The organism is Haemophilus parainfluenzae, from assembly GCF_036288925.1.
Classification (GTDB): domain Bacteria; phylum Pseudomonadota; class Gammaproteobacteria; order Enterobacterales; family Pasteurellaceae; genus Haemophilus_D.
Genome location: NZ_CP127167.1, coordinates 1848912 through 1862558 on the forward strand (window position 1 = coordinate 1848912; position 13647 = coordinate 1862558).

Sequence of the window (13647 nt, forward strand, 5' to 3'; positions counted from 1 at the left end):
TTTAGAAGCTTAATTAATTTACAACCGATTGCATTTTCTCATTTGTTGAGCGACAAAAAGCATTAAACGATAATAGCTAAAAGGCAAAGCAGGCAATGAAAGTGCGGTTGAATATGGCATTGTTTTTTCAAACTGAATTTGGTTTTGCTCGTCGAGCAATTGATAACGCAAAGAAGCATCTGGAGGAGAAGAAAACGCGGTTAAATCATCATGAATGGGCTCGTTTTCAAAGGCACACATTACATCTTGGAACGGCTGATTTTGTCCAATGTTCGGCGGAAATTGCAACTGCTCGATAAAATAATCAATACTGGTTGGCGATGCATCAATCAAATGCCCATCAATATCATAATGGGAAAACGAAATGCCAAGATGTTTAGCAGATTGTTTGAATGATAAGGACATTTGCATACAACGAATAATACTTCTACATAATACTTACTAAGTATTATAAGTAAGTGCAATTGAAATACAATTACCAATATTGCAAATTGTGACCTACATCAAAAAACAAATTTCAAAAAGTATATTAGTGAAAATTTATTCAGTTTCAGTCACAAATTCAAACCAATCAATCACATCTTCTTCGTGTACGCCATCTTGAATTAAAATGCCTGCTTTTTTCACTGAGTCTGGATCGCCACTGATTAAGGGATGCCATTCGGGCAAAGGTTTCCCCTCATACAATAAACGATACGCACAGGTATTCGGCAGCCAACCAAAATCAGGCAAATTCTTTTTGGTTAATTTCGTACAATCACTCTCGATTTTAAAACGTTCAGGATAATTACGACACTTTCCTGTTTCCACATCTAAGAGATTGCAAGCAATGCGTGTGTAATAGAGTTTTTCACGCTTGCCTCGCCCTTGAATATATTTTCGATAACAGCATTTTCCGCAGCCATCACATAAAGCTTCCCATTCGGATTCCGTCATTTCAAGGAGAGATTTTTTTTGCCAAAAATGAGATTCAAATTGCATAGTCAAGCCAATAAAAAAGTGCGGTCAAAATTTACGTGATTTTTGACCGCACTTTGTTGTTTAGAATTAGAAGCCTTCTTTTAAGCTTACGGTTAAGTTAAACACTAAGTGCTCTGGACGGCTATCTTTGTTATCCGCACAGAAATAACCTTCACGTTCAAATTGGTAACCTTTTTCTGGTTCCGCATTTGCGAGGCTTTGTTCTACAAAACCGTGTTTTACCACGAGAGAATGTGGATTTAACACGCTTTCAATATCATCTTCAGCACCTGGATTTGGCACAGTAAATAAGCGATCATACAAACGGAACTCAGCAGGGTGATTATGCACTGCAGATACCCAGTGAATTACCCCTTTCACTTTACGACCATCCGCTGGATTTTTACCTAACGTTTCTGGATCGTAAGTACAGAAGATCGTGGTGATTTCACCATTTGCATCTTTTTCGACACGTTCAGCTTTAATCACGTAAGCGTTACGTAAACGCACTTCTTTACCTAATACTAAACGTTTATATTGCTTGTTCGCTTCTTCACGGAAGTCTGCACGATCAATATAAAGCTCTTTTGTAAATGGTAATTGACGCTCACCTAATTCAGGACGATTCGGGTGATTTGGCGCCGTTAAGGTTTCTTCGCCTTCAAAGTTTTCAATCACAACACGAACAGGATCAATCACCGCCATTGCACGAGGTGCGTTTTCGTTTAAGTCTTCACGAATGCAGGCCTCAAGTGCTGAATACTCTACAACGTTATCTTGTTTAGTCACACCAATACGACGACAGAATTCACGTAACGAAGCCGGGGTATAACCACGACGGCGTAAACCTGAAATTGTTGGCATACGTGGATCGTTCCAACCATCCACAATGCCGTCGTTTACTAATTTCAATAACTTACGTTTAGAGGTTAACGTACCTTCTAAATTTAAACGAGAGAATTCATATTGATGCGGTAATGGACGTTCAATACTGATATTTTCCAACACCCAGTCATATAAACGACGGTTGTCTTGGAATTCTAATGTACATAGAGAGTGTGTAATACGTTCAATCGCATCAGAGATACAGTGAGTGAAATCGTACATTGGGTAAATGCACCATTTTTCACCGGTTTGGTGATGGCTCGCAAATTTAATACGATAAAGCACGGGATCACGCATGACCATAAATGGCGATGCCATATCAATTTTCGCTCGAAGACTTAATGTCCCTTCGGCAAACTCACCGTTTTTCATTCTTTCAAATAACGCAAGGTTTTCTTCGACACTACGATCACGATATGGGCTGTTTTTACCCGGCTCAGTTAATGTACCACGATATTCACGCATTTCATCCGGAGAAAGCTCATCCACATACGCTAAACCTTTTTCGATCAACTCAATGGCATAGCCATAAAGTGCATCGAAGTAATCAGATGCATAACGAGGTTCGCCTTCCCATTTAAAGCCTAACCATTCCACATCCGCTTTGATAGAATCCACATATTCCACATCTTCTTTCACCGGATTAGTATCATCAAAACGTAGGTTACATAAACCGTTATATTCTTTTGCTAAGCCGAAGTTTAAGCAAATCGATTTTGCATGGCCAATATGCAAATAGCCGTTTGGCTCAGGCGGGAAACGAGTATGAACGCTTTTATGTTTACCTGAAGTTAAATCTTCATCAATAATTTGAGTAATGAAATTGTGTGTGCGGGTATTTTCCGCATTTTCTAGAGTGTGTTCTGTATTGCTCATAAATTTCTCAATAAATTGAAAATAATTACTCCATTCTATACGAAAAGTCAGGCGTTGTGAATTTGATCCCAAAACTAACCGCACTTTCATTGAATTAACACGGAATTTTTTAGAATTTTTAGGTCTAATTTGAAGATTTATCGTGCAAACTAAAAAGTTTACCTTTAGAATACACACCCACTGAACAAACGTTCATTTTTTATTTAGGATGACACGTCTTTATGAAAAAACGCTTTTTTATTTTACTCGGATTACTCATTGCTGCTAGTGCAGCTTATTATTTTTTCTCTAGCAATAGCAAACAAGAAACGACTTACCTGACGGAATCCATTACACGTGGCAATGTTGAAAAAACAGTTGTCGCTTCTGGTTCAGTTGAAAGCGTGAATGAAGTCGATGTCGGTGCCCAAGCTTCGGGTAAAATCACAAAACTCTATGTCAAATTAGGGCAAGAAATCAAAAAAGGCGAAATGATCGCTGATATTGATTCCACCACACAAATTAATACCTTAAACACAAAAAAGGCCGCGTTAGTTAGCTATCAAGCACAATTAAAAGCGAAAAAAACCGCTTACGATGTTGCCCTTTCAAGCTATAACCGCTTATCAAAACTTTATACGCAAAAAGCCACGTCTTTGGACAGTGTAAATACCGCAAAAAGCACCCTTGATAATGCAAAAGCTGAAATGGAAGCCATTGAAGCCAATATCAAACAAGCTGAAATTGAAGTGAATACCGCAGAAACCAATGTGGGCTACACCAAAATCACCGCCCCAATGGACGGTACCGTTATTTCTGTACCCGTTTCTGAAGGTCAAACCGTTAATGCCAACCAAACGACGCCAACAATTGTAACCATTGCCGATTTAAGCAAAATGAAAATTAAGCCTGAGATTTCAGAAGGTGACATTACCAAAGTGAAAGCCGGTCAAGAAGTGAGCTTTACTATTTTATCGGATAGCCAAACCCTGTATCACTCCGTCATTGATTCTATTGATCCAGCCAATACCACGACAAGTGATAGTTCTTCAACCTCAACTTCTAGTAGCTCAAGTAGTAGCTCAACGACCAGTGCAATCTACTACTACGCGAATGTGTTGATTGATAACCCAGATCGTACTTTACGCATCGGAATGACGACAGAAAATAACATCAAAATTGCCAACGCGAAAGATGTGTTATTGGTTTCCAATATGGCTATTCAAAAACGTGATGGCAAAAGCTTTGTCAATGTATTGAATGACAAAAATCAGCCAGAACCTCGCGAAGTTGAAACCGGTGTTCAAAATGATTTCAAAACTGAAATCAAATCGGGTTTAAACGAAGGTGAAAAAGTCATCGTGTCGCAAGTCGCGAATGGTGAACAAGTTGGCTCGATGCCTCGTGGTCCAAGAATGTTCTAAAAGTGCGGTAGAAAATTAATGAATATTATTGAAATTAAGGATCTCAACCGTTATTTCGGAGAAGGCGAAAATCGTGTTCATATTTTAAAGAATGTCGCTTTAAATATAGAAAAAGGCGATTTCGTTGCGATTATTGGGCAATCGGGTTCGGGTAAATCGACCTTGATGAATATCATCGGATGCTTGGATTCGGCAACCAGTGGCTCTTACAAAATCAATGGCAAAGAAACCATTGAATTAAGCAAAGATCAACTTTCAGATTTACGTAGCCAAAAATTCGGCTTTATTTTCCAACGCTATAACTTATTGTCGAGCTTGACCGCAGCAGAAAACGTTGCCTTGCCTGCAATTTATGCGGGGATGTCGCAAGAAAAACGTCTTTCTCGTGCGAAACAACTTTTAGAAAAATTAGGTTTAGGCGATAAATGGCAAAATAAACCAAGCCAGCTTTCTGGTGGTCAGCAACAACGTGTGAGTATTGCGCGTGCGTTGATGAATGGCGGTGAAATTATTTTAGCCGATGAACCCACTGGTGCATTGGACTCACAAAGCGGTCAAAATGTGATGGAAATTCTGCGTCAATTACACGCAGAAGGCCACACTATTATTATGGTAACCCATGATCGCGAAATTGCTGCCAGTGCCAATCGCGTAATTGAAATTAAAGATGGCGAAATCATTGGTGATACGCAAAAAGAAGCGGTAAAAAGTGCGGTCGAAAATCCAACCAAATCTAAACCGCACTTTGGGTTCAGCAAAGATCAATTTGTTGAAGCTTTTCGTATGTCAGTGAGTGCGATTATTGCCCACAAAATGCGTTCTCTTTTAACCATGCTTGGGATTATTATTGGGATTACCTCCGTGGTTTCCGTTGTGGCATTGGGAAACGGTTCACAACAAAAAATCTTGGCAAACATTAAAGGCATTGGTACAAGTACCATGACCATCTTTAATGGTACTGGCTTTGGTGATCGTCGTGCTGAACAAATGCAAAATCTGACGATTAATGATGCCACTGCTTTAAACCAACAAAGCTATGTACAAAGTGTCACGCCGAATAGCTCATCAAGTGGCACATTAATTTATGGTAACCAGACTTTCTCCTCGACCAGTTTAAAAGGTGTGGGCGAACAATATTTTGATGTAGATGGATTAAAACTAAAATCAGGCAATTTATTTTCTGCTCAAGATGTTGCTGATAACAATCAAGTAGCCTTAATCGATGAAAGTGCAAAAAAATCCATTTTTCCAGATGAAAATCCCATTGGCAAAATTGTAATGTTTAATAAACGTCCACTACGTATTATTGGCGTGGTATCTGATAAACAAATGGGCGGAGCAAGCAGTTCACTTAATCTCTATGCCCCTTATACCACCGTGATGAATCGTATTTCGGGTAGCAAAAAAATTGGTTCAATTACCGTAAAAGTAGATGATTCGGTGAATACGACTGTTGCTGAAAAAGGGATTACTGAATTGCTGACCATGCGTCATGGTAAAAAAGATTTCTTCATCATGAATAGCGATACCATTAAACAAACTATTGAAAGCACAACGGGCACGATGAAATTGCTCATTTCTTCTATCGCCTTTATTTCACTGATCGTTGGTGGGATTGGGGTGATGAATATTATGTTGGTTTCCGTAACAGAACGGACCAAAGAAATTGGTGTGCGCATGGCGATTGGCGCGAGACAATTTAATATTCTGCAACAATTTTTAATTGAAGCTGTGTTGATTTGTTTAATTGGCGGCGTGACGGGGATTCTGCTTTCGGGTTTAATCGGTCTGCTCTTTAACGTATTTATGACTGACTTTACGATGGCATTCTCAACTGGCTCAATTGTTGCCGCAGTGGTCTTCTCAACTTTGATTGGTGTGATCTTCGGTTATATGCCGGCAAAACGCGCAGCACAATTAGATCCAATCACAGCCCTTGCGAGAGAATAAAGAAATTTTGTAAAACTCAAAAGAGCGGTTAAAATTCTTACTAATTTTTGACCGCACTTTAATTGAAAAAGAAAGGAAAAATCCATGTTAAAAATGAAAAAATTAACCTTAGCAATCGCAATGGCAACGGCTCTAGCAGGTTGTGCTAATATCGGCGATTCTTATAAAGCGAGCCAGCAGGATTACCAAAATTATTCGGAAATCACCAAACAATTTAATGTAAAAGAAAACTGGTGGGCGCTTTACAATGATTCACAATTAAATCGTGTGGTAGAACAAGCATTAGTAAATAACAAAGATTTAGCCAAAGCGTCTGTTGCCGTAAATCGTGCTCTATATAATGCAAACCTTGCAGGCGCGAATTTAATTCCGGCATTTAGCGGTTCAACCCAATCTTCCGCAAGTAAAAACGTGAAAACGGGTGGTAACTCAACCATCAGTCATAAAGGTGCATTAAATGTGAGTTATACATTAGATTTATGGCAACGTTTAGCAGATACTGCAGATGCCGCAGAATGGTCACATAAAGCAACGGCTGAAGATTTAGAAGCTACAAAACTTTCACTCATCAACTCTGTTGTAACAACCTATTATCAAATAGCCTACTTGAATGATGCGATTAGCACCACGCAAGAAAGCATTAAATACTACAACGATATTAGCAGCATTATGCAACGTCGTTTATCACAAGGTGTTGCGGACAGCGCAAGTGTAGATCAAGCACAACAAGCGGTATTGAACGCACGTAACAACTTGATCAACTATCAAACACAACGTAAAACAGCAGAACAAACTTTACGTAACTTACTTAACTTAAAACCAGAAGAAGCATTAAATATCAACTTCCCACACATTCTTAATGTAAAAAATGTAGGCGTAAATTTAAATGTGCCAATTTCTGTGATTGCGAATCGTCCTGATGTAAAAGGCTATCAATATCGCTTAAGCAGTGCATTCAAAAATGCCAAAGCAACTGAAAAAGGCTGGTTCCCTGAAGTCACTTTAGGCGGAAGTTTAACATCAAGTGGTAATAAAGTGGGCAATGCCCTGCATAATCCTATCGGAGCTGGCGTATTAGGAATTAACCTTCCTTTCCTCAACTGGAATACCGTAAAATGGAACGTGAAGATCTCTGAAGCTGATTATGAAACTGCTCGTTTGAACTATGAGCAAAGCATCACTAAAGCCTTGAATGATGTAGATACCAACTACTTCGCCTATACCCAAGCACAAAGCGCCTTTTCGAACTTGCAAAAAACTCACAGTTATAACCAACGTATCACTAAATACTATCGAGATCGTTACAATGCAGGTGTATCTGAATTACGTGAATGGCTTGCTGCGGCAAATACAGAGAAAAGCTCTCAACTTTCTATCTTGAATGCGAAATACAACATCATTCAAGCAGAAAATGCCGTATATAGCTCAATGGCAGGTTATTACTCTCGTTAAAATTCTGGTTAAGGAAGTTTCAACTTCCTTAATCTTTTTTATGGACATGAAAAATGAAAAAACAGCTGACTTTTTATTTTATTCGTCACGGTAAAACTGTTTGGAATACGGAAGGTTTAATGCAAGGGCATGGCGATTCCCCTTTAACTGAAGAAGGCGTTAATGGTGCGAAAAAAACAGGTATGGCACTTAATCATATTCCTTTCATTGCTGCTTATTCCAGCATATTGAAACGTACTATCGCGACCGCTTCTCATATTATTGGTGAACGAGATATTCCCCTTTTCCATCACCAAGGTTTAAACGAACAGTATTTTGGTTCTTGGGAAGGCAAAGTTGTCGATACGTTAAGAGAACATCCAGAATTCCAGCAACTTATCAAAGATCCCGCCAATTACAACGCTGTTTCAAATCGCGGTGAAACCTATGAGCAGCTTGCTGAACGAGCCATGAAAGCATTAGACGATATCATCAAAGTTCACAATTACGGAAATATCTTAATTGTTTCTCACGGACATACATTACGTTTATTGCTTGCTCTATTAAATGGTGCAACCTGGCAAAATCACCGAGATGAAGATAAATCAGTATCACTCATTAATGCCTCTATTAGTGTTGTTCATTATGACGATAAAAAAGGATTTGATGTTGAAAAGATCAATGAATCTCGCCATTTAGTGTAACTCAATAGTAATATATTACTAATCTATCTTTTGCTTATAGGCCTACCTTTATATCCTTGCTGATAATAAAGCAGACGTTTTTAAATTATTTCCTTTAATCTTATTGAGTTAAGGGAGCTGATTAGCGATCTTAGCTCAATAATCCATCAAATTTAATTAATCACCTAACTTTCACAGCTCTTCATAATATTATTTGTAAATCTTATGTAAACTTATGTAAATTTATGTAAAGCTATGTAAGGCTTATGTAAAGCCTTGTAATTTCATGTAAATTATACGGTAAAAACGTGTTACTTATTTGTTATATCAACTCATTCTTTATATACTAAATATATCTTTTTCAAAGATGGAGATTATTCTAGATTATTATAAAAACAATCTAAAATAACTCAAAAATTCCTCATATACATATGTGATTTTTTTAGAAAATCATACATGTTATGCAAAATAACATAAATAAACAGATTGATATATCAAGATAAAACACATAAGTTCTGTGATTTTCTCTTTTATCAGATCTTTTTTTCATTCTCTATTAAAGGATTACTATCAATGAAAAAATCTTTATCCATGCTTGCTATTGCTATAGCAGTGTCTGCTTGTACTTCTCGTGGACCTGATGGTGCACTTGAATCATGGAATAATTACAGTAATAAACCAATTAGCACTGAAGGATTAAAAGAAAATCAAGCTTTAGCTGTTTTCTATCGTCCAGCAGAATCTCAAAAGAAGGCTATTAATGTTTATGTAAATGGCGATTATCAAGCTTCTTTACTTGATCATTCATTTACTTCTATTCCTGTTTGTGCAACTAAACAATTATTTACCTCATCTGTAAGTTCTGCGACTAACTTTGGGAATAGAACTGATGGGGCACGCTATACGTTACCTGTTAACGATATTGCTTATATTCGAGTAAATGCTGATACGAATGGTAAAGCCATATTAAGTAAAGTAAGCAAAGAAACGGCAGAACAAGAGATGCAAGGGTTAAAATATGTTTCTAACACCTTATCTCGAGTTGTAACACATAAAGATTGTGAGCCAGTTATTGCAGCGAAAGACTTATCTGCTTCTGCATTATTCAAATTTGATAAATCAGGCTATAACGATCTTTTACCTAAAGCTAAGCAAGAAGTTCACGAATTTGCGGCCCAAATCAAAGCGCTTGATGCGAATCAAATCAATCGCATCGTAATTAGCGGTTATACAGATCCTCAAGGCTCTGCTGCATACAATAAGAAACTTTCTCAGCGTCGAGCTGAATCTGTTGCTCGCTTATTGAGAGAAACAGGTGTCAATGCCAAGATTGAAGCTGTCGGTTATGGCCAAGCTGACTTACTCGTTCCAAATTGTGCTGCTTTACATCCTGCTGGTCAGCAACGTATTACATGTAATCAACCAAACCGTCGTGTTGAAATAGCGGTATACGGTAAAAATTAATTAGTTTATAGGGAAACTTTATGACGACAACAGTCAAGATATTAAATGCTAAAAAAGAAGTGGGCAATTACACCATTTCAAAAGAAAATAAATTAGTTATTCAAGCTCAAGATAAGGTTAATTATCAACTTATTGATGATTCTACCGGTTTAGCTCCACAAAATATCATTACAAAGCGTGAACATAATAATTTAATTATTATGTTGGAAGATGGTGATACCAATCCAGACATCATCATTGAAAATTATTACCGTGATAATGAAGAAGCAACTAACTTAATTATTGGTCAACATGAAGATGGTAATTTGTATGTTTATGTACCAGAATCTGGCTTAAATTCTGAAGCGATCAGTATTCTTGCCGAAGAAGTCGTTGCACCACAAGCATTGGGTGGAAATGCTTTACAAGATCCATTTTGGACATTCAACCCTTGGTGGTTATTAGGTGCTGCTGCCTTAATTGGCGGTATCGCTGCACTTTCTTCCGGCGGAAGTAATGGTGGCAAAGATACCACGCCACCAAGTGCACCTGAAGTTGTTGCTCAACCTGATGGTTCAGTGACCATTACACCTGCACCTGAAGGCGATGTGGCTAAAACTACCGTAACTTATACCGATAAAGACGGTAACGAGCATACTGAAATCTTCACTAAAGATCCTGAAACCGGTAAATGGATTGATAACAATCCAGGCGATAGTATTTCTATTGACCCTGAAACAGGTGTGATTACTATTCCTGAAAAAGGTGTTAAAGATGGTTCTGATGTTGTCGTCACGAATACTGATGACTCTGGCAATGTTGGCCCTGAGACCAAAACTACCGCAAAAGATATCACGCCACCAAGTGCGCCTGAAGTTGTTGCTCAACCTGATGGTTCAGTGACCATCACACCTGCACCCGAAGGTGATGTGACTAAAACTACTGTAACTTATACTGATGAAGACGGTAACGAGCATACTGAAATCTTCACTAAAGATCCTGAAACCGGTAAATGGATTGATAACAATCCAGGCGATAGTATTTCTATTGACCCTGAAACAGGTGTGATTACTATTCCTGAAAAAGGTGTTAAAGATGGTTCTGATGTGACGGCAAAAAATACTGATGATTCTGGCAACGAAGGTCCAGAAGGTAAAGGTATGGTATATCCAGATGATTCGGATGCCGACGCAGATGCCGATGCTGACGCCGATGCCGATGCTGACGCCGACGCTGATGCGGATGCTGACGCAGATGCTGATGCCGATGCTGACGCAGATGCAGATGCTGATGCTGATGCTGACGCAGATGCCGATGCTGACGCTGATGCAGACGCCGACGCTGATGCTGATGCTGATGCTGATGCTGATGCGGATGCCGACGCAGATGCGGATGCTGACGCTGATGCCGACGCTGATGCGGATGCGGATGCTGACGCAGATGCTGATGCCGATGCTGACGCCGACGCTGATGCCGACGCGGATGCAGATGCTGACTCCGACGCTGATGCAGATGCGGATGCCGATGCCGATGCTGATGCGGATGCCGATGCGGATGCTGATGCCGACGCTGATGCCGATGCAGATGCGGATGCCGACGCAGATGCTGATGCGGATGCCGATGCGGATGCTGATGCCGACGCTGATGCCGATGCTGATGCCGATGCCGATGCAGATGCCGACGCAGATGCCGACGCTGATGCGGATGCTGATGCGGACGCTGATGCTGATGCGGATGCCGACGCAGATGCGGATGCTGACGCCGATGCAGATGCGGATGCCGATGCCGACGCAGATGCTGATGCGGATGCCGATGCGGATGCGGATGCCGACGCGGATGTCACTCCACCAAGTGCACCTAAGGTTGTTGCTGAACCAGATGGCTCTGTGACCATCACGCCTGCACCTGAAAAGGATGTGAACAAAACAACCGTAACTTATACGGATGAAGACGGTAACGAACATACTGAAACCTTTACTAAAGATCCGAACACCAATAAGTGGGTCGATAATAATCCAAATGACAGTGTCTCTATTGACTCTGATACAGGCGTGATTACTATCCCTGAAAAAGCGGTGAAAGACGGTTCTGAAGTTACGGCGAAAAACACTGATAATTCAGATAACACCGGTGAAAAAGGTAGTGATACCGTTAAAGATGTCACCCCACCAAGTGCACCTGAGGTTGTTGCCCAACCGGATGGCTCTGTGACCATCACGCCTGCACCTGAAAAGGATGTGAACAAAACAACCGTAACTTATACGGATGAAGACGGTAACGAACATACTGAAACCTTTACTAAAGATCCGAACACCAATAAGTGGGTCGATAATAATCCAAATGACAGTGTCTCTATTGACTCTGATACAGGCGTGATTACTATCCCTGAAAAAGCGGTGAAAGACGGTTCTGAAGTTACGGCGAAAAACACTGATAATTCAGATAACACCGGTGAAAAAGGTAGTGATACCGTTAAAGATGTCACCCCACCAAGTGCACCTGAGGTTGTTGCCCAACCGGATGGCTCTGTGACCATCACGCCTGCACCTGAAAAGGATGTGAACAAAACAACCGTAACTTATACGGATGAAGACGGTAACGAACATACTGAAACCTTTACTAAAGATCCGAACACCAATAAGTGGGTCGATAATAATCCAAATGACAGTGTCTCTATTGACCCTGATACAGGCGTGATTACTATCCCTGAAAAAGCGGTGAAAGACGGTTCTGAAGTTACGGCGAAAAACACTGATAATTCAGATAACACCGGTAAAGAAAGTAAAGATACAGTTAAAGATCTAACGCCACCTGATGCGCCAACAGTTGTAATTAATGATGGTAATGATGGTAAGATTAATAAAGGCGATTTAGATCAATTTGATAAGGCCACAACTACAATTACCATTCCTAGCACAGCTAAAAATGGAGATTCACTGGTTGTGACGATTAACGGTTCTCAGCAAACCTTTATTGTCGATGACAATAATCGTTCTAATGGTATTACAATAACGTTTGATCCTCTTGCAAATGGTCAAAATAATACCGTAGATGCCTATATTCAAAGAGGTAATTTAAAATCAACTATTGCTACAGATAGTTCAATTACTGAGTTAAGTAATCCTGGGTTGAATATTACCGTTACTGATATCGTTGGTGTAAATCTATCTTTAGATTATGGTATCAAAGCTTCAGAATATAACACTCATATTGGTCAAGTAGATTTGTCACAGGATACCTCAGTGGCTCCTCGTTTCAGCTCTGCTGATGATAGTTTAACTGTAACCAAAAATATGGATGGTTCACAAAACTTCATCAATATGGGTGATGGTAATAACGAACTAAATGTAGGTGGTTATATATCAGGAAATACTCAAGTAAACTTTGGTAATGGTAATGATAAAGTTCATATCTCTGGTTATTTAGGCGGCTCAAGCCCGATTAACCTTGGTGCTGGTGACGATGAAATTATCGTTGATGGTAAATTACAAGGCTCTGCACGTATCAATGCAGGTGATGGTGATGATCACATTAGTGTTGGTTCAATGGTAATCTCATCAACTGCGAGAATTGATGGAGGCAACGGCCATGATGTACTGACCTTTACTGATAACTTCAAAACACCTACAAATGTTGGTAATTTACATCACATCTGTGGAATAGAAGAAATCGTTCTAGATGGTACAAACCAAACTTTATTAGGCGTAACTTATGAGAATCTGCTATCGAATAGTAAATCTCTATATATTACCGGTGATTCAAATGATACAGTTCACTTAGGTAACCAAAAAGGCAACCTAAATGACTCAATGAACGGAGCTGGCTCATACCAATGGAATGCTACTGGTTCTGTGACAAAAGGTGATCATACGTATACTGAGTATACTTTCAGTGGTGATAACAACTATAAAGTGTATATCGATACCGATATTCAAGTTGTTTAAACATCCATAAAATATCTGCAAGTCTAACATTGCTAGACTTGCAGAAAGTATTAAGAAAAGCAGAGTTTTGTT

The 13647-nt window shown here is 39.5% G+C and carries 9 protein-coding genes; 6 read left to right on the plus strand and 3 right to left on the minus strand.

What is annotated here, in order from left to right; translation table 11 throughout:
* Positions 1 to 18 precede the first annotated feature (18 nt).
* From QQS40_RS09365 to glnS, 3 genes are all read right to left on the minus strand, one after another.
* Positions 19 to 411 carry a 4-alpha-glucanotransferase gene (locus QQS40_RS09365; RefSeq protein WP_297568140.1) on the minus strand — a complete coding sequence of 131 codons (393 nt, stop codon included), beginning with the start codon at positions 409 to 411 and terminating at the stop codon, positions 19 to 21.
* Positions 412 to 540: 129 nt separating this feature from the next.
* Entirely contained in the window at positions 541 to 981 is a 441-nt protein-coding gene (locus tag QQS40_RS09370; RefSeq protein WP_289901709.1) for a YcgN family cysteine cluster protein, read from the minus strand.
* 66 nt (positions 982 to 1047) lie between these two features.
* Positions 1048 to 2721 (minus strand): glutamine--tRNA ligase, encoded by a 1674-nt coding sequence (gene glnS / locus QQS40_RS09375; RefSeq protein WP_329504965.1) that lies wholly within the window; start codon positions 2719 to 2721, stop codon positions 1048 to 1050.
* A 221-nt stretch (positions 2722 to 2942) separates the two neighbouring features.
* On the opposite strand from glnS, the gene QQS40_RS09380 reads away from it, so the two are divergent.
* The 6 genes from QQS40_RS09380 to QQS40_RS09405 all read left to right on the plus strand — a co-directional run bounded on the left by QQS40_RS09380 (position 2943) and on the right by QQS40_RS09405 (position 13575).
* Positions 2943 to 4124 carry an efflux RND transporter periplasmic adaptor subunit gene (locus QQS40_RS09380; protein WP_289901707.1) on the plus strand — a complete coding sequence of 394 codons (1182 nt, stop codon included), beginning with the start codon at positions 2943 to 2945 and terminating at the stop codon, positions 4122 to 4124.
* A gap of 18 nt (positions 4125 to 4142) precedes the next feature.
* Positions 4143 to 6074, plus strand: coding sequence for a MacB family efflux pump subunit (locus QQS40_RS09385; protein WP_329504967.1), 1932 nt, complete (start codon positions 4143 to 4145; stop codon positions 6072 to 6074).
* Between the two features lie 84 nt (positions 6075 to 6158).
* Positions 6159 to 7526, plus strand: coding sequence for a toxin/drug exporter TdeA (gene tdeA / locus QQS40_RS09390; RefSeq protein WP_289901705.1), 1368 nt, complete (start codon positions 6159 to 6161; stop codon positions 7524 to 7526).
* Positions 7527 to 7579: 53 nt separating this feature from the next.
* Positions 7580 to 8209, plus strand: coding sequence for a histidine phosphatase family protein (locus tag QQS40_RS09395; RefSeq protein ID WP_289901704.1), 630 nt, complete (start codon positions 7580 to 7582; stop codon positions 8207 to 8209).
* Between the two features lie 552 nt (positions 8210 to 8761).
* Positions 8762 to 9652, plus strand: coding sequence for an OmpA family protein (locus tag QQS40_RS09400; protein ID WP_289901703.1), 891 nt, complete (start codon positions 8762 to 8764; stop codon positions 9650 to 9652).
* A 20-nt stretch (positions 9653 to 9672) separates the two neighbouring features.
* On the plus strand, positions 9673 to 13575 hold the full coding sequence (locus tag QQS40_RS09405; RefSeq protein WP_329504970.1) for a hypothetical protein: 3903 nt from the start codon (positions 9673 to 9675) through the stop codon (positions 13573 to 13575).
* The last annotated feature ends 72 nt before the right edge of the window (positions 13576 to 13647 follow it).